The sequence below is a fragment of the Paenibacillus sp. J31R34 genome (assembly GCF_059383715.1).
Window position 1 is genome coordinate 62,649 of sequence record NZ_JBXENU010000015.1, and the last position, 23,148, is coordinate 85,796.

The 23,148-nt window shown below is 50.7% G+C and carries 19 protein-coding genes and 1 other annotated feature; of the genes, 6 read left to right on the forward strand and 13 right to left on the reverse strand.

The genetic code is table 11. The annotated features are described in order from the left end of the window. Window positions 1–15: 15 nt before the first annotated feature. Complete coding sequence (locus AC50YG_RS28945; protein WP_494832061.1) at window positions 16–786, reverse strand: pirin family protein; 771 nt, start codon at window positions 784–786, stop codon at window positions 16–18. A gap of 69 nt (window positions 787–855) precedes the next feature. Beyond that, window positions 856–1,212 (reverse strand): DoxX family protein, encoded by a 357-nt coding sequence (locus AC50YG_RS28950; RefSeq protein WP_494832063.1) that lies wholly within the window; start codon window positions 1,210–1,212, stop codon window positions 856–858. Between the two features lie 984 nt (window positions 1,213–2,196). On the opposite strand from AC50YG_RS28950, the gene AC50YG_RS28955 reads away from it, so the two are divergent. Beyond that, window positions 2,197–2,739 (forward strand): hypothetical protein, encoded by a 543-nt coding sequence (locus AC50YG_RS28955; protein WP_494832065.1) that lies wholly within the window; start codon window positions 2,197–2,199, stop codon window positions 2,737–2,739. Window positions 2,740–2,928: 189 nt separating this feature from the next. Here the strand turns inward: AC50YG_RS28955 and AC50YG_RS28960 are convergent, their stop codons facing one another. Both AC50YG_RS28960 and AC50YG_RS28965 read right to left on the reverse strand, forming a co-directional pair. Further along, window positions 2,929–4,539 (reverse strand): SMI1/KNR4 family protein, encoded by a 1,611-nt coding sequence (locus tag AC50YG_RS28960; protein ID WP_494832067.1) that lies wholly within the window; start codon window positions 4,537–4,539, stop codon window positions 2,929–2,931. Between the two features lie 83 nt (window positions 4,540–4,622). Beyond that, a complete protein-coding gene (locus AC50YG_RS28965) occupies window positions 4,623–5,738 on the reverse strand; it encodes a hypothetical protein (RefSeq protein ID WP_494832069.1) in 1,116 nt (371 codons plus the stop codon). Between the two features lie 193 nt (window positions 5,739–5,931). Between AC50YG_RS28965 and AC50YG_RS28970 the strand changes: the two genes are divergently transcribed. Further along, complete coding sequence (locus AC50YG_RS28970; RefSeq protein ID WP_494832071.1) at window positions 5,932–6,831, forward strand: YwqG family protein; 900 nt, start codon at window positions 5,932–5,934, stop codon at window positions 6,829–6,831. Window positions 6,832–6,979: 148 nt separating this feature from the next. On the opposite strand, the gene AC50YG_RS28975 is transcribed toward AC50YG_RS28970, so the two are convergent. The 3 genes from AC50YG_RS28975 to AC50YG_RS28985 form a co-directional block, all read right to left on the reverse strand. Continuing rightward, window positions 6,980–8,209: an aminotransferase-like domain-containing protein gene (locus AC50YG_RS28975; RefSeq protein WP_494832073.1), complete on the reverse strand. Its 1,230-nt coding sequence runs from the start codon at window positions 8,207–8,209 to the stop codon at window positions 6,980–6,982. A 226-nt stretch (window positions 8,210–8,435) separates the two neighbouring features. Next, a complete protein-coding gene (locus tag AC50YG_RS28980) occupies window positions 8,436–9,599 on the reverse strand; it encodes an iron-containing alcohol dehydrogenase (RefSeq protein ID WP_473759125.1) in 1,164 nt (387 codons plus the stop codon). A gap of 125 nt (window positions 9,600–9,724) precedes the next feature. Next, a complete protein-coding gene (locus AC50YG_RS28985; protein ID WP_494832076.1) occupies window positions 9,725–10,756 on the reverse strand; it encodes an EamA family transporter in 1,032 nt (343 codons plus the stop codon). 401 nt (window positions 10,757–11,157) lie between these two features. Here AC50YG_RS28985 and AC50YG_RS28990 point away from each other — a divergent pair, with 401 nt between their 5' ends. Together AC50YG_RS28990 and argS are read left to right on the forward strand one after the other, a co-directional pair. Then, window positions 11,158–12,123, forward strand: a complete 966-nt coding sequence (locus AC50YG_RS28990; protein ID WP_494832078.1) for an L-lactate dehydrogenase — start codon at window positions 11,158–11,160, stop codon at window positions 12,121–12,123. A gap of 53 nt (window positions 12,124–12,176) precedes the next feature. Continuing rightward, window positions 12,177–12,414 (forward strand) — a binding site (T-box leader). Window positions 12,415–12,490: 76 nt separating this feature from the next. Further along, window positions 12,491–14,182, forward strand: coding sequence for an arginine--tRNA ligase (gene argS / locus AC50YG_RS28995; protein ID WP_494832158.1), 1,692 nt, complete (start codon window positions 12,491–12,493; stop codon window positions 14,180–14,182). Between the two features lie 76 nt (window positions 14,183–14,258). Here argS and AC50YG_RS29000 read toward each other — a convergent pair whose 3' ends face one another. The 5 genes from AC50YG_RS29000 to AC50YG_RS29020 all read right to left on the reverse strand — a co-directional run bounded on the left by AC50YG_RS29000 (window position 14,259) and on the right by AC50YG_RS29020 (window position 19,303). Continuing rightward, complete coding sequence (locus AC50YG_RS29000; protein ID WP_046233598.1) at window positions 14,259–14,537, reverse strand: hypothetical protein; 279 nt, start codon at window positions 14,535–14,537, stop codon at window positions 14,259–14,261. Between the two features lie 490 nt (window positions 14,538–15,027). Further along, complete coding sequence (locus AC50YG_RS29005) at window positions 15,028–15,846, reverse strand: hypothetical protein (RefSeq protein ID WP_494832080.1); 819 nt, start codon at window positions 15,844–15,846, stop codon at window positions 15,028–15,030. 59 nt (window positions 15,847–15,905) lie between these two features. Then, window positions 15,906–17,000 (reverse strand): TolB-like translocation protein, encoded by a 1,095-nt coding sequence (locus AC50YG_RS29010; protein WP_494832082.1) that lies wholly within the window; start codon window positions 16,998–17,000, stop codon window positions 15,906–15,908. Window positions 17,001–17,102: 102 nt separating this feature from the next. After that, window positions 17,103–18,572: a sensor histidine kinase gene (locus AC50YG_RS29015; RefSeq protein WP_494832084.1), complete on the reverse strand. Its 1,470-nt coding sequence runs from the start codon at window positions 18,570–18,572 to the stop codon at window positions 17,103–17,105. Then, window positions 18,569–19,303 carry a response regulator transcription factor gene (locus tag AC50YG_RS29020; RefSeq protein ID WP_494832160.1) on the reverse strand — a complete coding sequence of 245 codons (735 nt, stop codon included), beginning with the start codon at window positions 19,301–19,303 and terminating at the stop codon, window positions 18,569–18,571. The genes AC50YG_RS29015 and AC50YG_RS29020 overlap by 4 nt, the downstream gene beginning before the upstream one ends. A 267-nt stretch (window positions 19,304–19,570) precedes the next feature. On the opposite strand from AC50YG_RS29020, the gene AC50YG_RS29025 reads away from it, so the two are divergent. Next, window positions 19,571–20,383 (forward strand): SDR family oxidoreductase, encoded by an 813-nt coding sequence (locus AC50YG_RS29025; protein WP_494832086.1) that lies wholly within the window; start codon window positions 19,571–19,573, stop codon window positions 20,381–20,383. 40 nt (window positions 20,384–20,423) lie between these two features. Beyond that, complete coding sequence (locus AC50YG_RS29030; RefSeq protein WP_473759138.1) at window positions 20,424–22,169, forward strand: alpha-glycosidase; 1,746 nt, start codon at window positions 20,424–20,426, stop codon at window positions 22,167–22,169. Between the two features lie 90 nt (window positions 22,170–22,259). On the opposite strand, the gene AC50YG_RS29035 is transcribed toward AC50YG_RS29030, so the two are convergent. Further along, entirely contained in the window at window positions 22,260–23,141 is an 882-nt protein-coding gene (locus AC50YG_RS29035) for a hypothetical protein (RefSeq protein WP_494832089.1), read from the reverse strand. Between the last annotated feature and the right edge of the window lie 7 nt (window positions 23,142–23,148).

The window sequence follows — 23,148 nt, forward strand, 5'->3', positions numbered from 1 at the left end:
TCTAAAATAAACCCGTTATCGCGGTTTGTTGTACAGCGGATAATCTACCTCGGCCGGAACGTCAATAATGCTGAAACGCAGCAATGCCTGACCTTGATTACTGATACGAATTTCTCCGCCATCCTCTGACTGTACCACTATAAAATCTTTATTTGCAAATGAAATCTCTTGCTCGCCTGCAAGCATGCCGTCCCCTCTGATCGCCAAAATGCCCGCAATGCGGCTTCGTCCCAGCGAATAGCTGTACGTATGCGATGCTCCAGCTTCCAGTTCCACCTCGACCATTGCAGCATCGGCTACGAGCTCAATTGGCGATTGCCCGCCCAAAATCGTTTTAACCGATACCCCGTTCTCGGATGTACGAGGAAATTGCTCATGCGTATATTTCGCATATATCGGCTCTCGTTTCACCGCCTTGCTTAGATGCGGCTCCAGCCAAATTTGGAACAGCTCTGCCGGGCCGTCCGAGCCTTCTGCATGCCACATCCCGGAGCCGGTCTGCATCACCTGAACGCCGCCTTCGCTCACGACGCTTTGTGTGCCAAGCGAGTCCCGATGGGAGCTCTTGCCCCCCAGCACATACGTTAAAATTTCAAAGCCCTTATGCGGATGCTCTCCGATTTCGCCCGCTTCCTCAATATGGGCCCATGCCCAATAAAACAAAGGGCCAAGCCGGTTAAAAATAGAGCCCTCGCCAGAAAAGCCGATTGGCTTCTGCTCTTTTATTTTGCCACCGTCAAATTCGCCTTTGCCCTGCTCGTCTGGACTTACAACCCGAATTTTCATTTGAATGCATCTCCTTTATAAGAATGAAAATGTAATAGCGTTAACGAATCAGTTACGCCCATTACATTATTAGCCCACCAATGTGCTCCAGTTGAGCAGTAATACGACCAAACCAAGCACTAGCAATACGAGCGGCATGCCGATTTTCGAGCCCGGGTCTTTGACCTTAAGGTGTGTCGCGACAGCCCCTGCCATAATAACCACGATAATCAGGCCACCCCAAGCAGCCAGACTGCTGTACCAAATACCCGCCATAACAAGAGCCGCCGCTGCAATTTCAGCCAAGCCTGTGAACAGTCGAACACCCGAAGGCAAGCCGTAACGCTTAAACTCATCGACCATTTGCTTCGAGCCCAGCTTCATAAAACCAAACATTAGAAAACCCAGTCCCAACAACACTTGAATGACAATAGATACGATACTCATTTTAATTCCCCCACTAGTCGTTTTTTATTCTTAAATTATTTAATCTAATATTAGAATATAATTACTCTAACATTAGAGTAAACGACTGTCAAGGGGCTTTGAAAAAGAAAGTGGCTGGCGCATATTAGGCTGTTTAAGCAAAGATAAGCCAGATTAGATACAGATCAGATCCTGATCAGGTCTTGAGCAGGTCTTGAGCAGGTCTTGAGCAGGTCTTGAGCAGGTCTTGAGCAGGTCTTGAGCAGGTCTTGAGCAGGTCTTGAGCAGGTCTTGATCAGATTTGGATTTGATCTGGATAAAAGGCAGCGTCTAATATACCCCCTCTTCTATCAGCAATGATCCCCCCTCATGAATGTGAACCAACGTACCGAAGTATAGCTTCATCCTTTTCGTTTCAGGGATTTGCTTACCGTACAAAAATAGATTTACTGGATACAGCAGCCGCTATTTCATCAAAATCTGGGATTATGGCACTGGCTGCGAACCACGGAGCCTCTATTCGTCAGAATCGCGGATTATGGCACTAGCTGCGAACCCAGGAGCTTCTATTTGTCAGAATCACGGATTATGGCACTAGCTGCGGACTCAGGAGACGCTATTTCCATAGAATCATAGATTTTGACATAGGCCACGGACTCAGGAGACGCTAATGCGCTGCAAATCACCACTTTGACGGGAGAATGAGGGCAATAACGGATCTCCTGTCCGCTTACGGCCTGAAATCAGATCAAAAGCCAAAATAACGGAACCTCAGTCCTCCAAAAAAGGAGGGACGTTCCGAACTTCGAGGTCTCGGCAACAATCCCATGCTGCGGTTCCTTAAGCCTTGAATTGTCAGAGGTGATTGGCCTCAAATATGCGTTAAGCAAGTTACAGCAGGCGAGTCCTTTTTTTTGCATACTCTAGAACGATTTCCTTCCATAAATTTGATATATTAATGCTTAATCCAGCTAATTAAATGAGGAATAGGCGAGGTGAACCAAGATGAAAATGAAGATGAAGCTGTATCATTATTACGATGAATCTACTGGCCCATTTCGCAATCTATCCGCTCTAGAACCGCAGGAGGCTGAAAAGGTTCTTCGACAAATTCGATCTCAGCAAAGGGGATTTGCAAGTAAATGTTCCAAGGATTACATGGATATTAGGCGTCAACTTGAATGGAGGGCAAGAGAATTATTCGTAGTTAAGGGAGGCAGGCCTTTGCAAAACTTTCCTCACTACATGACTCTTGGAGAGTGCACCTGGCTTCTGGATTGGTATCCACAAGGCAAAGTGATTCCCTTTTCCATGTCTGACTTTGAACCTGATATCCTTAGCTTTACATATGGCGATTTATTTCCTGCAATGAGATACAACGACGGAAAGCCCTATCGCGGTCAAGTCTATACGCTCAGTGAGATTGCCGATATCCTATCCAAATACGATCTGCCCCAAGCATGGAATGCCCAAGGAGACAAAGGTCCGGAAAGATATATAGAAGTGCAATTATGGGATGATTCCCTGATAAAACAGTTATATTCTTAAAATGAAACAGCGGCTGCCGCCAAAAAGCTCACTTGGCTGCAACCGCGCTATGTGATCACATTATGCTTAAGTTCATTCTAGCTATTACACTTGTGCCCGATATGGTGGCATTGTGTCCAGCATGGTGGCATTGTGTCCAGCATGGTGGCATTGTGTCCAGCATGGTGGCATTGCGCTCGCTGTGGAACCCTATGCCCTATTATATGCCAGCCAAATTTCCTCTTCTTCTTTCGTCATGCTGCCGATCATTTTGCTCATATCCACCTTTTGCACAAAAAGATCCTTCAGCACATGAAATTGTGCGAAGCTGCCGGCGAATTGCTGCAGCGAGGCCGATTTCGCCACCGCCTCCAACTGGCCGAGCTGCTCACAGCCATTCAGCTCGAGCTCCTTCAAACTTTTACACGCGGCTACAGCCGACACGTCCGTAACGGACGTATCCTTCAGCTTCAAGCTTTCCAGCTTGGAGAGCTGCGCTGCGAAAGTGAGATCATCCAGCTCCAGCTGCTTCAACTGGAGCGACTTCAGCTTTTTCAGCTTGCTGAGCAGACCGATATGCTGCTTGGCCATGCCATCAGCAAAGCCTTGTATCGAAAGCTCCTGCAGCTGCTCCAGTTCACAGATCGCACGGAGCTGCTCCCCATTGATGTTTGAGACGGCGAGACTGCGCAGGCTTTTGGACTGTGATAGGGGTGAAAAATCGACAATCGGCACATTTTCAGCCTCCAGCTTTTTAAGCTTTGGCAGCTTAGCCAGTGGGGAAATATCCACGACACCAGTTCCCGTCAAATACAGCTCCTGCAAATAAGCAAGCTCCGACAGCGCGCTCACATCCATAATTGGATTGCCGCCAATGTACAGCACCTTAAGCTGCGTACAGCCGCTGAGCGGAGCAGCATCGCTAATTTCATTGGCGCTTAACACCAGCTCCCGCACCTCGCCGCAATAAGCGAAGGGCTCCGCATCCGTCAGCCCCTCCTTTATAAAATAAAGCTGCTTCGCCTTCAAAAAGGCAGCGACCGAGCCCGACTTTTCCCTAATGCGCGCCAGCCAGCCGGCATCCAGCAAGCGCTCCAACTGCTCTGCCAAATTGGTTCCCACTGCTCCATCCTCTTCAGGTCCACTCAAACCAGCTTCTAGAGCTGAACGCCCCAGTGGCAGCGGCAAAGCACGCACGGCGTCATGGAAATGTCCACCCTCTTCCCGCCCATAGTTCCAGAATACCCACTCCTCCTCCCGATTGATGTTGAACTGCCCTTCCTTGATCGTATCCCGAATAAATTTCAGCAGCTCGCCGAGCGTTAGAGCAATCACATATTTCGTCTCCTCATCCCGGCCAAAATTAATGATCTGGCCCGTAACGCCGCTCGGCGCAGGCGCCATATCTACACCAAGATGATTGCCCCCGCCATCCTCGCTGATCGGCAGCCAGCCGCGATTAATGTATCGTTCCTCTATCCAGCCAAGCGGAACGGAATAATGACCGCTTTCCTCACCAAAGTCCGCCTCCAAATCCGCCCACACCTGCCACTGCGACGCAAGCTCCTCCAAGGACAAAAACCTAAGCCCCATGAACAGGCCCGGCCCCTCACTCTCCTCGCCGTTATGCAGCAAATACAAGCTCCGCAGCTCGTCAGGGAAAGAATGGCCCAGCCGCGACTCCACTTGGGCAATTTCCACTTCCGTTGCAGGACCGTTCAATGATGCAGCCAGTTCCGGCAGCACCTCCTTGAGAAGTTCCTTGATTTCCTCCATATATGTGATGACGCTCATCGCTTCTCCATCCTTCCGCTTGTCCATTTCAGCGCTCTATAGCTCTATAACTTTATAGCTCTACTATGCGCCTCTTTCCTTTTTCTCAGCTCCTACAACTCCTACAACTCCTACAACTCCAATTGCGCTATAAACAGCTGCTGGGCTTTGGCCGCACCATTCATCATCGGATAAATAATGACCCGATAAGCCTGATCACTGACGCGGCAAATATCGTTTAATACGAGCGATTCGCTGGCTGGAATAGGCAGCAGCTCGCCTGTCAGCTGATTCGTGTAGCCGCGTTCTCCGCTATGCGTAAAAATCGCGCGCAGCTCCTTATTTTGCACAATCGCCCACCCATTGCCCTCTTCAAAAGTAAAGCGGATAATATCCGTCCCGTCCGCAAGGCGGATGGGCTCCCACATGCTGTAAAACGGGCTTTGGAGTTCATACAGCGCATGCTTCTCCCGCCGCCCATCCGGCGCAACAACACCGAGATTCAGCACATTTCCCATCGTAAAAATAACCCTCATATCCCGTTCGCTTCCCAGCTCCAGCACCTGCAGCATGTCCGCCTCGAACCCGCTCAAACGCCGCTCTTCAATCACATTCCCTTGCTCATCTAGCGTACGGTGCAGCAGTTCCTCCTCTTGATGCAGGACAGCGAGCAGCCCAAGCCTGCCCTCCGAATCAAGGGAGATTTTATTGTTTTTGGGCATCGGCAGCTTAATGACCTTGCTTGACTGGATACTGCCGTCCGCAAATTCCAGCCGCAGCAGGCGGTCCGGCTTCTTCTCGCTGAACCAATCCTCATCGTGAAACCAAGCCAACGTCCCGCCCGCAGCGGCATATTTCCCCGGAAAAGGACGGGTACCCTTCGGAGCAGCATGCTCACTCCGCCCGTATAGCGGCAGCGCTATATCAAGCTCCTTGCCATGTGTCGTTCCAAGTGAAACCCAAACCCCGCCATCCGGGCTATGGAACAGCTCAGGCAAAACGCCCTCCTGCTCATGCTGCGTATCGAGAATAGTGCCGCTTCCATCCACATGGACATAGACGACATCATAAAGTCCGTTTTGATCGTCATGATAGGCGTATGCCGCTATCACCGTGCCGCCCTTTGGAGCGGCAATGGCTCCTTTTGGAGAGATGCCGCCCGGATGCTTCAAAAGGGTCACTTGACCAACCGAATTGGTTAACGTTTCGACATTCCAAGCTTTACTCCAGCTTTTCAATTCTTCCATCTGACTATCAGCCCCTTATTTCTATCGTACTTTGATTCAGGTAAAACATTACATAGGGAAATATACCCTTTTATCCGCAAGCTCTATCTATCGCCCATACGATTTTGGTAAGCTTTCCTCGCAGCGGGGTAATGGTTCAATACGACATGGTTTATGACAACTAACCTAATTCCAGAATGGAGTGTTCATGCTTATGTCCAATCACCTTAACGAACAGCTATCACACGCGCTAGAGCAGCTGCTGAACGAGCATCATCTTGCTCCCGCTGCCGAAAAATTGCTCCCGCATGCCCGCAGCACAGTGAAGCTGTCTGCAATAGAGCCTGATTTATATGAAAAGATCGGCAACTCCCGCGTCGGCGGCTATCCGGATCTTCCGCAGGCGATGGAATGGCCAACGGATGCGTCCGGCAAGCTGATGACCCCGCTCGTCCAACTGAATTTGGCGGACATAGCGCCTGCAAGCAGGCAGGGCTGGCTGCCGGAAACCGGGATGCTGTATTTCTTTTGCGGCATGGACGAAGGTGCTGCGAACATCGAGCATCGCATTATTTTTGTTGAGTACCCTGAGCAGCTTGCTTTCCGCCATCCCGGGACAGCAACGATTCTTGAGGATATATATGAAACGTCGTTTCAACCTTACAAAGCGGCAGCTGCTTCAGCGGTTGAGCTGCCGAACATGCCTTATGTGGATTATGAGGTCATTGATTTTGAGGAAGGCTCGACAGACCGCTATTTTGAGCTTGCCGCCGAGATGCAGGGGGATCGCAAAACCAATTGTGGAACGATGTTCGGCTATCCGGCCGGGCAGCATCATGACGCCGAGTTGGAAGCGGCGCTATTCATTTTGGCGGATAAGACGGCCGAGTATGACAGCGAGAAGGCGATGAAGCATTTGATGGACAGGCTCCGTGGAAGCCGAGAGCGTGCTGAAGCGGAAATCGAGGATATGATTATGCTGCTGGAAATTGACAGCAATGAACTTGTCGGCTACCAGTGGCAGAATGCTGGCGTCATACATTTTTTCATAAGAAAAGAAGACCTGCTGGCTCGCAATTTCAGCCGTACCTACTGCTCGCTGTATTCCAGCTAAATCTCATATTTATAGAAGCACATGGCGTATATAAATAGCGCGAAGCTTCGCCTCGCAGATTTTCTGCTGACGGCGAGGCTTCGCGCTTTATGTTGGGAATCGACAAGGTGGATTTCAAGATGATGCGGATCGCCAGCTAGGCTCGGTTCTAGGCTTGCAGCTCAGGAACAGCTTGCTGCGCCGCTCCGCCTTGCAAAGCTTCAAAATAAGCTTCTGCCAAAGCTTTAATGCCACGCTCGATCTGCTCCGCGATGCAAAAGCTGAAGCATAGCCGCAAATGATGCGAGCCCTGCCCATCGGCGAAAAAAGCATTGCCTGCCACAAAGCTGACCCCCTTCGCCAGTGCAGCTGGCGCAAATTGCCTCACATCTACCTGCTCATCAAACGTCACCCAGACGAAAAATCCGCCAGCTGGCGCCTGCACCGCAATATGCTCCGCAAATTCCCTTTTGAGCGCTCGAATCATCGTATCGCGCTGCGCCCTATACCGCTCGGTCAGCTTTTCAACCTGCTCGTCGAATCCATAATGCTGCAGCAATTCGCCGACTACCTCTTGGGTAAAAGGATTGAGCTGGCTTCCCAGCGACAGCGTCGCCATATGCGAAATGACCTCCGGTGCGGCAATTGCCCAGCCGAGGCGCAGCCCAGGACCCAGCGTCTTCGAGAACGTACTGACGTAGATGACCTGCTCCGGCGCAAACGAATAGATCGCGGGAAGCGTCTCGCCGCTAATGTTCAGCTCGGCATAAGCATCATCCTCAAGGATGAGGAAATTGTAGGCCACCGCCAGCTCCGCTAGCCTTTGCCTGCGCTCAAGCGACAGGCTGACGCCCGTCGGATTATGATAGTTCGGCATGCAGTACAGCAGCTTCGGTATCGGCTCATTGCGCTCAGCCGCCTGCTTCAAGGCTGCTTCCAGCAGCTCGACCTGAAGCCCCTCTTCATCAACGGGGATTGACCTGATGACGGCACCCGCTGCGCGGAACGCCTGCAGGCCATTAAAGAAGGTTGGCGCTTCTACCCAAGCCTCATCTCCCGGGTTAAGCAAAATTCGCGCAGTCAGATCAATGCCTTGAATGGCGCCAAAGGTCGGAATAAAGTTTTCCGCCCCGGCATGAATGCCGAACTTGCGGGAACGCGCCAGCACCCAATCCCTGACGCGCGCTGGCCCCTTCGCTCCCGAATAATGGAGCGCATCCGCCCTGTCCCATTTCAGCGCTTTCTCCGCTGCTGCTTGCAGCTCCTCAACCGGCAGCAAATCCGTTGCCGGAAAACCATAGGACAAATGAACATGCTGCGGATCCGTCACCTTCGTTCCGCCAATCGATCGTGCGGGCAAGTTGCGGGCAAAACGATACGCTGCTGCTTGATCTCCCATATGAAAAAGCCTCCTCATATATCCGATTATCCCGATTATTTTATATGAATTTAACTTATCACTCCATATATGCAGCGGTCAACGGCACGGATAATAGAGATTTTCTATTTCATCATTGAAATTTCAAGTATTCGAGAATAACGGGGTCTATCGCTGGCCAGAAAAAAAGCATTCAGGCGTGCTGCTTGCGCAGCAGTACCTGAATGCTTCTAGAAAGCTGCCTGACTTATAGGCTCGCCGTCAAGATGCTCTTGACTGCTTCCTTATCAAGGCTCTTGAAGGAGCCGATTGGGCCGAATACGGTCGCTTCCGCCGCCATCCGGTCAATGTTCTCGCCGTTAATGCCCAGCTCGCCGAGTGTTGCAGGCGCGCCAATGCGCGTAAAGTAGGCGCGTGTCGCTTCAATACCCGCAAGCGCCACTTCCTCATCGGATTTGCCGCTCGGGTCGATGCCCCATACCCGTACTGCGTATTGCACGAAGCGGTCGATACGCTCTTGATACACATGCTTCATCCAGTTCGGGAAGATGATCGCAAGCCCTGCGCCATGGGCGATATCATAAATCGCACTTACCTCATGCTCAATGCCATGCGACGCCCAGTCCGTCACAACGCCAATCGGCAGCGTGCCGTTGAGCGCAAAGGTGCCGGCAAGCAGCAAGTTCGCTCTGGCGTCATAGTCAGAGCCATTTTCGATTGCTTTTTCACCGTTTTCAATAACGGTTTGCAAAATCGATTCAGCGAAGCGCTCCTGCAGCGGCGTATCGGTCGTCAGGGAGAAATATTGCTCGAACACATGAGACATAATGTCGACGATGCCGTTCGCTGTCTGATCCTTCGGTACGGAATACGTCAGCTTCGGATCAAGAATCGAAAACTTCGGATAGACAAGCTTGCTGCCAAGACCGCGTTTTTGCTGTGTTTCCCAGTTGGAAATAACCGCGTTGCCGTTCATTTCCGAGCCAGTAGCAGCAAGCGTCAGCACGGTGCCGATAGGCAAGGCCTCTTGGATGACCGCTTTACGGATCGTGAAATCCCATACGTCGCCTTCATAGAGCGCCCCAGCTGCAATCGCCTTGGAAGCATCCAGCACGCTGCCGCCGCCAACGGCGAGCACAAATTCGATTTTCTCACTGCGGCAAATGTCGATGCCTTTATTAATCGTCGTCAGACGTGGATTCGGCTCCACGCCAGACAGTTCATGAACGGTTGCGCCAATGCTATTTAATTGGGAAATCACTTCGTCATAAAGCCCCGAACGCTTGATGCTTCCGCCACCGTATACGAGCAGAACTTGCGTCCCGTATGGCTTGACCAGCTCTCCAAGCTGCTGTACCTTCCCTGCTCCGAATACGAGCTTGGTAGGGTTGTACAATTCAAAATCTTTCATAGTAAGTGAAACCTCCCGTTAATTAAAATAAGTGAACGGTTGTATTATAACACTTCCACTGAGTTTTCTAAAGTTATAGACGTTTCGTACTTAACTCGCCTGTATTCAGCGCGGGCTGCTCCGCTTTATGAACCATACAAACGCATAAGCAGAATGCCTGCAAAGGCAGTAGATATCCCGATCGTCTCCAATTTGGAGAAGCGCTCCTTGACGACAAAGCGTGTATACAGCAGCACAATCAGTACATTAAGCGCCGTTACCGCCGACACCAGTCCCGCCTTCCCCACATCAAAAGCCGTCACAATAAACATCATGCCAACCGCATTGGTAATGCCGACCGCCATCCCGACGGAAAACGTGCGGCGGAAGCTCCAGCTCCTTTTGATCACCAAGCCTGCTGAATTGCCTGCTTTAGCTTCAGCAGCTGCGATTGGCTTAGCGTTTTGACTCGCATTCCCGTTTCTAGCGCCACCCGTGAAACCAGCATTTGCAGGAGTAACCGCCATTGCAGCGGACCCAGCGGCTATTTCTTGCGCAGCTTGGCCTGCTGCCAGGGCAGCAAAACGCATCGAGCGCATATCGCGCAGCCACCAAAGCCCGAAGCAGATCGAGCCGCTGCTGAACATGCAGACAAGCGTCGGAAACAACGGCGCATCCATCAGCGTCGACCATTTTCCCGACAGATCGTTTCCGGCAAACAGCAGCATGGCCAGCAGCCCCCATTGCGCTCCTTGCAAATTGCCACGGGTAATATCATTGGAATAACGCACCAGCAATATACCCGCGATAATGATAATAAAGGAGCTTAGCTGCGCCATATTCAGCGTCTCGCCCCATACCGCGAAGGCGACAACGACAACAATCGCCGAAGGCAGTGCGGTCAAAATCGCAACAATAGAAGCTTTGCCCACGGCAAAGCCCTTGAACATGCTCGCATTTGCCCCGAAAGAGAGCAGCCCCATCTGCACCCCAATGAGCGATGAAACGGTGAAAGCCGACCCTGTTGCCAGCGTACAAACAAGTGTAATCAGCGCTCCCGAGAAAAATACTCCACACAGCAGCGCATTGCGATTAAGCGCCTGCTGGCTCGTCCAATGATACAAAATCCCCCGCAGCCCAAAGCTCGTAGCCGCCAGCAAGGATAATACAAGCCACATGAATGCCATTCCTCCATCTCTGTCTGCCCACACATACTTTCCCTATCATGACAGCTGAAGGTTAGATTGTAAATGCACGAAAATAAGCGGTTTATCTCTATTCAACCTTAGGTCTTCCGACCTGCACATTGTGGACAATCCTCCCTGTTTACATGTGGATAACTATTGGAGGCAGCGGAAAATACTTAACTTGAACACTGTTGATAATGTGTATAACTCTGTGGATATGTTGAAAAACAGAGCCTGCACCTCCACTAGCTGGCAGATGAAAATGTGCATATTTTCACGCTTTTTCATCCATGTGACATAGACAAACATGGAATGAACATGGCCGTCACATGATGGGCTGGCTGCCGCATATAATAGCGTAAAGAGGTTAACGGCAGAGGAGATGCAAAAGGATGGCAAACAAAGCGCGCAAGGTCGCCATTGTAGGAGTCGGTCAGGTCGGTTCTAGCTGCGCGTATGCCTTAATTAACCAGTCGATTTGCGATGAGCTGCTGCTCATTGACCGCACGTTCGACCGGGCCTACGCACAGGCGCTCGATTTATCGCACAGCATGGATTTTGTCCATGGTCGGACGAAGGTCGCTGCTGGAACGCTGGAGCAGTGCGGAGATGTGGATGTGATTCTTTTATGTGCAGGGGCATATCCAGTGGGCAGCGATGATCGGCTGGATGTGCTGCATACGGTGCGCGAGATTTATGAAACGATGATTCCGCGCATTATGAACAGTGGGTTCAGCGGAATTTTTGTAGCGGCCGCCAATCCTGTGGATATTGTGACGTATGTCGTGTGGGAGCTGTCCGGCATGCCGCGCTGCCAAGTGATTGGCACCGGAACGTCCATCGATTCCTCGCGGCTCAAGACGCTGCTCTGCGAGCATTTTCCCGTTGATGCCCGCAGCGTGCAGGGCTATGTGCTTGGGGAGCATGGCGAGTCACAGTTTCCCGCTTGGTCGCATGTGACGGTTGGCGGCAAGCCGCTGCTGCATATTTTGGCTCAGCATCCCGAGCGCTTTGGACATGTGAAGCTCGGAGCGCTCGCTGAGCAGACCCGCAATGCCGGCTGGGAAATCTATACGCGCAAAGGCTCGACCAGCTTTGGCATCGGCAATGCGCTGGCGCATATTACCCGATCTATTCTAAACGACGAGCATCGCATTATTGCCGTGTCCGCCATATTAAACGGCGAATATGGCCAGCGGCAAGTATGCGCCGGCGTACCCGCCATTATCGCCCGCAGCGGGGTTAAGGAAATCGTCGAGCTCAAGCTGACGACGCGGGAGCAGCGGCTGATGGAGCGCTCATGCTCGATTATACGCCAGGCGATTGAGAGCCTGTCTCTCGTAACCGAGAAAGAATAGCCGACTAAAAACGGATTGATTTTTCTGAAAGGATTCGATATGATAGCTGTTAATTAACATCAAGGAACGGGAGAGTAACCTAAATAGGCGCCATTTCAAGCGAGCCGGAACAGTGGAAGCCGGCAATGGACGATTAGGTGAAGCGCACCCGGGAGATGGCGGCCTGAAACGAGCAATCGTGCTAGGGACGTCCGGTTCAGCACCGTTACAACGGCGAGATGCCCCTCCTTTATTTTGTGCGGAGGCGGCAACAAGAGTGGTACCGCGGGGATAACAGGCCTCGTCTCTTATTTTTAGAGACGGGGTCTTTTTTGCGTGCTGCTCTGCTCTTGCCTGAACATTTATTTTGGAGAGGAAGATGATGATGCTGTTAATGGACAAAATTGCGCTGGCTCTGGCGAATGCACTCGCTCTGCCCGAAGCAGAAATTCGGCCCTTGCTGGAATATCCGCCCGATGAGGAGCTTGGCGATGCTGCTTTCCCTTGCTTTACGTTAGCACGCACGATGAAACAAAGCCCAGCCAACATCGCTGCTTTGCTTGAGCCCCTGCTGATAGACGCGAGCTGGAGCGTTCAGGCTGCCGGCCCCTATTTGAATTTCAAATGGAATCGGGAGCTGACCGCAGCGCAGCTTATCGCAGATTGGCAAAGTGGAAGCCTTATGAAGGCAGCCATTGGGAATGGAGAGCGCGTCATTATCGACATGTCTTCGCCCAATATTGCGAAGCCGTTCGGCATTGGGCATTTGCGCTCGACGATGATCGGCAATGCGCTGTACCACATTTTGCGCAAGGTTGGCTATGAGACGGTCAGCGTCAATCATCTTGGCGATTGGGGCACGCAGTTCGGCAAGATGATTACCGCCTATCTCAAATGGGGCGACGAGCAGCAGCTTGCAGCCGATCCCATTAAAGAATATTTGGAGCTGTATGTGCGTTTCCATGAGGAAGCTGAGCAGCACCCCGAGCTGGAGGATGAGGCGCGCGGCTGGTTCGCCAAGCTGGAAGCTGGCGATGCTGAAGCGATTCGCTGCTGGAGCCAGTTTATTGCTGACAGCCTGAAGGAGTTCAACAAGCTGTATGACCGGCTCGGCGTGAGCTTTGACCATTTTCTCGGCGAAAGCTTCTATAACGATAAAATGGATGCCGTCGTGCAGCAGCTTCAGGAGCAACAGCTGCTGGAGGAAAGTGAAGGCGCACAGGTCGTTCGGCTGGATGAGCATGAGCTGCCGCCTTGCCTCATTCGCAAATCCGATGGTACCTCCATCTATGCGACACGTGACCTAGCGACCGCGATATATCGCCATGAAGAGATGAAGGGCAGCGAGCTGCTGTATGTCGTCGGCTCGGAGCAATCGCTGCATTTTCGCCAGCTGTTTCTCGTGCTTGAGAAAATGGGCTTTGCATGGTCAGCAGCCTGCAAGCATATTCCCTTCGGGCTCATGAAGCTGGACGGGCAAAAAATGTCCACCCGCCGCGGCAAGGTTGTGTTTCTAGAAGAAGTGCTGGATGAAGCGGTGCAGCGGGCTTTGCAGAAAATAGAGGAAAAGAACCCCGCGCTTGCAGGCAAGGCCGAGGTGGCCGAAGCCGTTGGTATTGGCGCCGTCGTATTCGGAGATCTCAAAAATACGAGAATGCTTGCGGTCGATTTTGTGCTGGAGGATGTACTGAATTTTGAAGGGGAGACGGGCCCATACGTGCAATATGCTTACGCCAGAACGCAGCGGATATTGGCAAAAGCGGCCGGCAGCGACGTGGCTGCTGCCCCTCAGCCTGCCGATTATGAGTATGTTACAGGCGATTATGCCTGGCTGATGATGAAGATGCTTTTGCGCTACACAGCCGCCCTGGGTGACGCTGCCAAGCGGCATGAGCCGTCCATTCTCGCCAGATATTTGATCCAGCTCGCGCAGGCGTTCAATCGTTTTTACCATCATGACAAGGTACTCGCTGGGGACGCTGGGGAGCGGATCGTTAAGCTTAAGCTCGTGCAGATTGCTGCCGATGTGCTTAAGGAAGGCTTGGAGCTGCTCGGCTTGAAAACGCCGAAGGAAATTTAGACGTAAAGCACAAAAAACAGGCATCCACCAGCCAAAGGCGGGGGTGCCTGTTTTTTAAATCTTTTTCAAACAAGTATTAGCTATTCGTCGGTTCCGGAATAAGATCCTTCTCGATGATCTGCTGATTGAAATGAGCAATGTTCTTCTCAAAGCAATTGCAGTAGTAGTCTTTCCGGCACAATGGACAAGGTACGTTCAGCATCCGCGTAACGCCTGTTAATCTCCATACTGGCTTCTGGCTGTAGAACAAACGCGCCTTGGAACCTTCACTAAGCGTCATGATGAACTGATATAACCCTGAGGCAAGATCTTTGTCGGCTAAAATAACGTTCTTAATCTGCAGTTTCGAATTCAAGATTTTCACCCTTACTGTTCGTATTCAAGATTGTGTAATAATACCCTTTATAGCGCCTTAAGTCAATATTTCTGCGGCCAGGACCATCGTTTGGGTATAAAAATCTTCATGCGAAAGTAAGGAAATCCCGCTTCGGCGTATCCATTTTTAAAACGAGACATGCATGTTTATGCTCTTACACTTTTTTTCTCAAAGCAAAGATAAATATCAGATAGGCTATGATTAGAGCAAGATTGAATAGGGGGAGGATCATTTTCCAAAGCTCATTCGGAGCCGTTACAAACATAAGGAGTCCCCCTGAAAACAGAAAGAAGATATTTTCTACTCTTCTTCGAGGCTCCCATCCTGCTTTTACGATACTGACAATAACCCATAATGTAATAAGCACATAAAAGATTAACGCAATTAAATTAAGCAAAAATTCACCGCCTATATTCAAGACGAATAATACGTCTCTATTTCTAATAATTCCGTTTGGCGTAAATGTTTATTAAAGTTTTTCAATATAACTATAAGCTTTACCTAAGTAACTCTTTGCACTACTCCATTGGTTTGCAGCTACCCCTGCTAGTATCGCAGCTGTTCCTCCACCAACAATAATAGCTCCTATCACGCTCCAAGATAATGCTGCTACCGTTCCACCCACTTCTATCCATAAACTCATTAAAGCAACATCAAACGTGCTGAATTGCATAGCGAACAAATCAACCCCATTTTTCGCGGTAGCAAACCATTGATTAGAAGCTGTAGCCTGCTTCTGAATATTGCTTCCTTCAGGATCAGGTTTTGCATGATCACCTACCCAATTATAATTCATGCTTTCATAGCAGGCAAAAGTATAGCTAGTCATTGAATTATTACTGTAATAATGACACACGGATGGTATACCCGCTTTATCAACGGCTCTCAGTCCCATGCTAGGCTCTTTATCATTCATTAGTTCCCCGTTTACATAAACCTTATAGTCATAAGTAGCAAATATCGTATTTACCGTTAGAGTGTCCGTAAATATCTCAGTATAATTTTTGTTATTCTCATATTCAGGATTAAGATTGAATTTCTTTGACTCTGTAATAACATTCTTTACACCTTGCGAGCCTTCGCTCCTTTCTATAGTCGTAACAGTGGTGACAGATCCTAAAATTTCTCCTTCGACTGTCTTAAATTCTGTTGTATCCGATATCACATGTATATTTGCATTCTCTGCAAATACTACTGAAACAGCATTTGAAAAAACCAACGTCATAATCAACAAAAAACTTATAAACTTTTTACTCAAAATCCAATCATTTCCTTTTTTACCAATCATACTCCACTCCAAATTTTAATCCAATAAGACAAAAGAACTATATTGAATTCATTGAATTTCTATTTCAACGTAATCACAAACGTAACAAAGTCGTTCTGCTCCTGTGAATAAGTCGCGGCGACGATTTTTTTGCCGGAAGGGCTCCAGCCGAGATCGTCGGATAAATACTGGACATCGAGCTTAATCGGCACCGTATCGCCGCTAATAGCATCCGCCACAAACACGCCGTTGTCGCCGCCAGTACCTTCCGATGTCAGGCTATAGGCCAGCTTCTTGCCATCTGGCGACCAGCTTGTGCCAAATACTTGCGTCGCGCTGCCCAGCTCAATTGGTTCATTGCCCTTCGCGTCCGTAAGCATCAGCGTCCGTGTCGTATTCGACGTTCGCTTCACCAACGCGAGCTGCTTGCGCTCTGGCGATGGAATGACCCAGACGACGTCCGTTGCCAGCTTCTCCCCCTGCTTGCTGCCATCAGGAAGAAAATACAGCACTTCATTCACGACATAATAAATGCCGCCTTCGCCCGGCATCGCCGTAAAAATCCTCTGCTCGCTATCGTATATCGTCTCCAATATGCCATCGACGCCCGCCTTGATCACTTTGCCCTCGATCGTCATGAACAGCACATGCGTATCATCCATCCACATGCCTGTTGTCGTATCGACCACATCTTTGCCCAGCTCCACTGACTTTCTCGTCTCCAAATTCATAATATAGCCGTGGGCACTTTCTTCGTTATTCAGCTTATAAAATAAATATTTTCCATCCGGTGACGGCTTCGCAAATCCCTGATGGGCAGGCTGTTCATACAAGGCTTCCTCCTGCTTCGTCACCAGATTATGCACATACAAATTATTGGGAAACATCATCTCCCCTTCCACCGCTATTTTCTGCTCATTCTCATTTCGCTTGACGGTGACAAGCTGATCCTCGGTAATAAAGCTAATCCCCCGCGTTCTATCCATTTGGGCAATTTGACTGACAGCTACCTTCGTATCGGTCGATTGATCCGGCTCGACGACGGTAATCGTTTTATCCGGCTTTTGTATCGTTTCGCGTGCTGGCGCATTACCGTCTCCACAGCTCGCGAGCAGCAGTGCAACAGAGCAAGCAGCCACACCTGTATTTATCCATTTAAAATAGGTTTGTTGCATCTCGTATTTCCCCTCTCCCTTATTGCTATGTGCTAATTGTAAACAGCGAATGTTTCGCCCTCGTCTCCAGCTTGTTTCGGGCCTGTAAACCTTTAACCATTATTAACCGTTATATAGCGGAAAATAGACCTTGAACGTCGTTCCATCCTCGCTCGACCTGACCAGCACAAGCTCACCCTGCTGCGCCTCAGCAAGCTGCTTAACGAGCGATAGGCCGAGCCCCGTTCCTCCCGAAATACGGGAACGATCGCGGTTGACCGTATAGAAGGGCTCAAAAATTTTGTCATGCGCCTCCGCCGGAATGCCGATGCCCGTATCCCGCACCACCACATTGGCCCGATTTCCGTCCACATGCAGCGCAACCACAATCTGTCCGCCAGGACGATTATATTTAATGGCATTATCAATTAAGTTGATGAATATTTGCATCAGGCTTTCCCGATCCGCCCAGATAACAGCAGACTCCAGCTGCGTATGCAGCATCAAATGAAATTTTGCCGCCTTGCCCTGCATGCGCGTGCACAAATCCAGCAGCAGCTCATCGAGCTTCAGCACCTCTGCCTGCTGCTCAAATTCATACTTTTCCAGCGCCGCCAAATGCAGTACCTTCTCAACCATATCGTACAGCCGCCCGGATTCCTTTCCCATGCTTTGAATGGCCTCATCAATGAGCTTCGGATCATCGCGGTACATATCCAGCAAATCCACATACGCTCGAATCGACGTGAGCGGCGTCTTGAACTCGTGGCTGATATTGCCGATGAATTGCTTCTGCTGCTGCTCCAATTGCTGCAGCTTAAGGATGGCGAGCGTAAGCTTGCGCTGCTCCTCCTTCATTTCCTCAATATGCCGTTCAATGGCGCTGCTCATGAAAAAAATATCCTGGCTTAAGTCGCCCAGCTCATCGCGCCTGCGTACGGGATTTTGCCGCAAATACCGTCCTTCGCGAATGCTGCCTGCTGCACTTCTCAGCCGGGAAATGACAGCGGCAAGCCTATAAAAATACCCATAGCCCATGGCCGCCCCTGCCACCACGGCAATAATGCCCGCGGTTTGAAACAGCTCGCGGATTGTCTGGGCGAACTGATGGTCATTTTTCAACGAGTAATGAAAGCTGACCACGCCAAGCAATCCGTCCTCGCCCTGCAAAGGTGCAAAATAAATCAAAGAATCTCCTGCCGTTTGATAGGCGATTTTGCCGTTAAGGGCGTATTGCAGCGTATCGGACAAATTTGCTCCTTTTTCTCCGCCAACGGGAATGGAGCTGCCGGCTTCTTTGCCCTGCGTGTCATAGAGCGTCGTCTGCATGCCGCTGATCATAGAGATATAGAGAGCGAGCCGCTGCCCTCTTAAGGGCATGAAGGATTCGCGCGCAAGCTGTGGTTCGCTAGTAGCGAAGCTTTGGCGAACGTATTGTGCCGCTACCTCGCTCTGCTTGGCCAGCAGCTTCTCGGTTCGCTCCTGCTGATCGCGCTCGATTCCGCTTTGCACCATCATGCTCAGTACGCTCACGGTGAGCGCCAGCAGCACGACCAGCACAATGCTCATCCGCAGCTTCAAGCTGATTTTCATGACGGCTCACCGGATTGCCCCGGCTCATTCGCTTTTATCGACAATCCTGCCTTCGATGCTTTGTAGCCGATGCCATATACGGTCTGGAGCAGCGTCTGACTCGTATCGCCAAGCTTTTTGCGCAGCCGCTGGATATGAATGTCTACCGTGCGCGTCCCGCCCGCGTATTCCATATCCCAAACCAGATCAAGCAGTTCCTCACGGGTATATACCCGTTCCGGATGCGACAGCAGCAGCGCTGCGAGATCAAATTCCTTGGGCGTCAGCTCAAGCGCAGCCTCGCCAGCCGTAATGAGCCGCTGCTGCATATGCAAGCGAATGCTGCCCAGCTCATACACACCTGACTCCTCCTCGCGGCCAGCCAGCTTCTCGACGCGCCGCATCAGCGCCTTCGCTCTGGCAACAAGCTCGCGCAAATCAAACGGCTTCGTCATATAATCGTCGGCTCCCAGCTCAAGACCCAGCACCTTGTCGACGATGTCATTTTTGACTGTGAGTAAAATAATGCCGACGCCATGACGATTTTCCAGCTTACGGCATACTTCATAGCCGTTCATGCGCGGCATCATAACGTCCAAAATAATGACATGCGGCTGGAAAACAGCGACTTTCTCCAGCGCCTCTTCCCCATCGCCAGCCGTCTCGACCAAATAGCCCTCGCGTCTGAACGCGTATGCAACGGCGCTAACGATACTCGCTTCATCGTCCACGACCAATATTTTTTTATCTATCATTTGACCTGTCATGCGTCACCGCTCCCCCCGCGTCTGTCTAACCCATATTACCCTTTAACACCTAGCATAATGCAGCTATACATCGCCAATATATCGAACTTGTTTCCAACTTGTAAACAACGGTGCATCACGCACTTAAAAAAATGAAATAGTTGGGTTTACCCAATGGGTTTAGGGTAAGAGAAATTAGATCATCTTAACAGAATACGGATTTGCAGGGTTTGTTCCCTGAACATAATTATACATTGCGGGAGGGTTTCGATAATGGCGAATGAACAAACGAAGACTGGCAGCGGCAGACTCGCGGGCAAAGCTGCCCTAATCACCGGAGCCGGCTCCGGTATCGGCCGTGCGGCGGCACTGCTGTTCGCCAAGGAAGGCGCCAATCTGGCACTGCTTGATGTGAATGAGGATGGGCTCGCCACAGTCAAGCAGGAGGCAGAAGCTTTCGGCGTCATCTGCGCAACAGCCGTGACCGATATTTCAAGCGAGGAAGCAATCGAAGCGGCATATAAAGTCGCGCTAGACAAGCTGGGCCAGCTCGACATCGTTTATGCCAATGCTGGCATTAACGGCTCCATGGCTCCCATTGAGCTAATGAAGCTGGAGGATTGGAGCAAGACGATTAACATTAACTTGAACGGCACGTTTCTAACTGTGAAGCATGCTATTCCCGCGCTCAAGGAAAAGGGCGGCAGCATTTTGATTACGAGCTCCATTAATGGCAACCGCGTCTTCTCGAATATCGGATTCAGCGCATACAGCAGCACGAAGGCGGCCCAGGTCGCATTCACACAGATGGCGGCGCTGGAGCTGGCCAATTACCGCATTCGCGTTAATGCCATTTGCCCCGGCTCGATTAAGACGAATATTGATAAAAGCACGAAACGCTCGCCCTATTTGGAGGAGGTGCAAATTCCGGTCAACTTCCCTGAAGGCGATCAGCCGCTGGAAAAAGGCCCTGGCTCGCCTGAGCAGGTCGCCCAGCTTGCCCTGTTCCTCGGATCGGATGATTCGCATCATATTACGGGCACAACGGTTTACATTGACGGAGCGGAATCCTTGCTCCACGGCTAGTTAGGCCAACCGCTTGATAGGAGAGGAGTAACGACTATTTATGCTAAGAGAAGCCATTCACCACACGCCAAGCCACAAGTGGGCCTACGCCTATGATCTAAGCACCTATCACATTCGGCTGCGCACGCGAAAAAATGATGTGGAGGACGTCGTCATGGTCGCCGGAGACAAATACGACTGGAACGGCAACCTCCAAGAAATTGTTATGGAAAAAATCGCCTCCGATCAGCTGTTTGATTATTGGGAAGGTGTTATTATTCCGAAATATAAACGCTTCTCCTACGGATTTCGCCTGCATGCCGGCACAGAGACGATGTGGAAGATCGAGACCGGCTTTTATGCGCAGCAGCCGACGCCTCCGGGCGGTTATTTTGAGGTGCCCTACATTCATGAGGTTGACTTATTCGATGCGCCAGACTGGGCGAAAAACGCGGTCTTTTATCAAATCATGGTGGACCGCTTCAATAACGGAAACAAGGAAAACGACCATGATTATGTCAGGCCATGGGGAGAAACGCCAGATATTCATTCGCATTTCGGCGGCGACATGCAGGGGATATTAGATAAGCTGGATTACATTAGCGACCTGGGCGTAAATTCCATTTATTTGACCCCCCTATTCACTTCGCCTTCCAATCATAAATACGATACGGTTGATTATCACATGATTGATCCACAGTTCGGCGATTTAGAGCTGCTTAAGAAGCTGGTTGACGCGTGTCATAAGCGCAGCATTCGTGTCGTGCTGGATGCAGTGTTCAACCATGTGAGCGAGCAGTTCCCCCATTTTCAGGATGTGCTGAAACACGGAGAAAAGTCCAAATACAAGGACTGGTTCCATCTGAATCACTTTCCGGTAGCTGTTCAGGATGGCAAGGCGAACTATGATACATTCGGCTTTTATGGCAACATGCCCAAGCTTAACACCGCCAATCCTGAAGTGAAAAAATATTTGCTCGACGTTGCCGTCCATTGGATTCGCGAAGCGGACATTGACGGCTGGCGGCTCGATGTCGCCGACGAAATCGACCATCATTTCTGGCGGGAGTTTCGCGGCGCAGTCAAAGCCGTGAAGCACGACACCTACATTATCGGCGAGGTGTGGGGAGATGCGCTGCGCTGGCTGCAAGGCGACCAATTCGATTCGTCGATGAACTATCCCTTTACGAACAGCGTGCTCGATTTTTTCTCCAGCAACGACAGACACGCATCGGATTTTGCCGAGGAGGTAAACCGCCTGCTCATGCGTTATCCGCAGCAGACGAACGAAGCGCTGTTGAATCTGCTGTCGAGCCATGACATTCCGCGCTCCTTGACCAGAATGGGCGGCGATAAGCGGCGGGCGAAGCTGGCAGCCGTGTTTATGATGACGTCGATGGGCGTACCTTGCGTCTTCTACGGCGATGAGGTTGGCATTCAAGGCGGCGGCGACCCGGATTGCCGCAAATGCATGGAATGGGATGAGGCCAAGCAGGATCGGGATTTGCATGATTTTTATCGAATCATCATTTCGCTCCGCAAAAAGCATGAGGCGCTGCGCTGCGGCCGCTTCCGTTTCCTGCAGGCGAGCAGCGAGAAAGGCACCTTCGTCTATGAGCGGATGAACAATAAGCAGCATTTCACCATTTGGATGAACAATACGGAGGAGGATGTATTTCTCGCCCACCCCATGCTGGCTGGCGGTTGGCGTGATGCGCTCACCGAGGAAGAAGTAGCGACATTTGAGAACCAGCTCCGCATTGAGCTTGAGCCGATGGGCTACCGGATTTTGTACCGGAACATTTAAAGTAGTTTGCATAGGACTTGAACAGGGCTTACAAAGGCAGCAAAAAAAGGACAGGCATCGGATTTTCCGGCCTGTCCTTTTCTTTATAGCTTAATCGCACAGATGCGAAGCATACCGTCCGCCACGTCCCTGAATAAACAGAAATTGCACATGGGGCTGAAGCTTGCCGAGTGCGATTACCTCATCCAAGGTCAGCGTGGAATGGCGCAGCTTGAAATGAAAATGCGGCTGGCGGATAAATCGGTCAGACGCGAACAATGCTTCATAGCTTGCATAAGGAATCGCATCCTCCGGCACCTCATCGATCGTTTCAATCCGCTCAGAAAAGTCCAGCTGCCGCAATTCAGAATAATAGGGACACTCGGCGAGACGGGTAATAAAGGATTCCTCTGAGAACCCTACCTGCAGTCTCAATTCGCGGAGCGGGTGGCCTTCAATCGCGAAAAAAGCCTCATCCGGCACAGTCGGCGTCTGGAAGGTGAGAACAGCTGGCATTTTAGCAAGCAGCTTCGTCACCATGCCATGCTCCTCATCATAGTCGCACCCGATAAAACGGACGTTATGATCGCCTGAATCTGTGAGCTGCACGAGGAAGGAACGCAGAGCCGAAAACTCCGCCTCGGAATGAACCATACGCGAGAAATTCCATTCATTCATGCCGTTCGCCCCTTCATCAGGCCCCGTAAAGGTGAGCGAAGCAAGATGAGGAGCAACGTCAGGCAAACAAATAAACTCCAGAAACTTTACAAAAGGATAGTTCGTCTCGTAGTCGAAATCATCTGCCGCAATCGTCGGATTTTCATCATAGCCGACGCCATAAAACAGGAGCTCGTACTGGTCGCCTACCTGGGCAAAGCTCACTTTAGCATCACGATAGGGCGACCAGACGGCATGATCCGGATCATAGCTTTGCTTAATGTCCATTTGATAATGGTAAATGCGCCTCTGCAGCTCCAATAAGCGCTCTATCATCGGCGGT

Coding starts and splice junctions, on each gene's coding strand:
- AC50YG_RS28945 (WP_494832061.1), bottom strand. CDS start 786: ATGAAAATTCGGGTTGTAAGTCCAGACGAGCAGGGCAAAGGCGAATTT.
- AC50YG_RS28950 (WP_494832063.1), bottom strand. CDS start 1,212: ATGAGTATCGTATCTATTGTCATTCAAGTGTTGTTGGGACTGGGTTTT.
- AC50YG_RS28955 (WP_494832065.1), top strand. CDS start 2,197: ATGAAAATGAAGATGAAGCTGTATCATTATTACGATGAATCTACTGGC.
- AC50YG_RS28960 (WP_494832067.1), bottom strand. CDS start 4,539: ATGGACAAGCGGAAGGATGGAGAAGCGATGAGCGTCATCACATATATG.
- AC50YG_RS28965 (WP_494832069.1), bottom strand. CDS start 5,738: ATGGAAGAATTGAAAAGCTGGAGTAAAGCTTGGAATGTCGAAACGTTA.
- AC50YG_RS28970 (WP_494832071.1), top strand. CDS start 5,932: ATGTCCAATCACCTTAACGAACAGCTATCACACGCGCTAGAGCAGCTG.
- AC50YG_RS28975 (WP_494832073.1), bottom strand. CDS start 8,209: ATGGGAGATCAAGCAGCAGCGTATCGTTTTGCCCGCAACTTGCCCGCA.
- AC50YG_RS28980 (WP_473759125.1), bottom strand. CDS start 9,599: ATGAAAGATTTTGAATTGTACAACCCTACCAAGCTCGTATTCGGAGCA.
- AC50YG_RS28985 (WP_494832076.1), bottom strand. CDS start 10,756: ATGTGGCTTGTATTATCCTTGCTGGCGGCTACGAGCTTTGGGCTGCGG.
- AC50YG_RS28990 (WP_494832078.1), top strand. CDS start 11,158: ATGGCAAACAAAGCGCGCAAGGTCGCCATTGTAGGAGTCGGTCAGGTC.
- AC50YG_RS29005 (WP_494832080.1), bottom strand. CDS start 15,846: ATGATTGGTAAAAAAGGAAATGATTGGATTTTGAGTAAAAAGTTTATA.
- AC50YG_RS29010 (WP_494832082.1), bottom strand. CDS start 17,000: ATGCAACAAACCTATTTTAAATGGATAAATACAGGTGTGGCTGCTTGC.
- AC50YG_RS29015 (WP_494832084.1), bottom strand. CDS start 18,572: ATGAAAATCAGCTTGAAGCTGCGGATGAGCATTGTGCTGGTCGTGCTG.
- AC50YG_RS29025 (WP_494832086.1), top strand. CDS start 19,571: ATGGCGAATGAACAAACGAAGACTGGCAGCGGCAGACTCGCGGGCAAA.
- AC50YG_RS29030 (WP_473759138.1), top strand. CDS start 20,424: ATGCTAAGAGAAGCCATTCACCACACGCCAAGCCACAAGTGGGCCTAC.
- AC50YG_RS29035 (WP_494832089.1), bottom strand. CDS start 23,141: ATGATAGAGCGCTTATTGGAGCTGCAGAGGCGCATTTACCATTATCAA.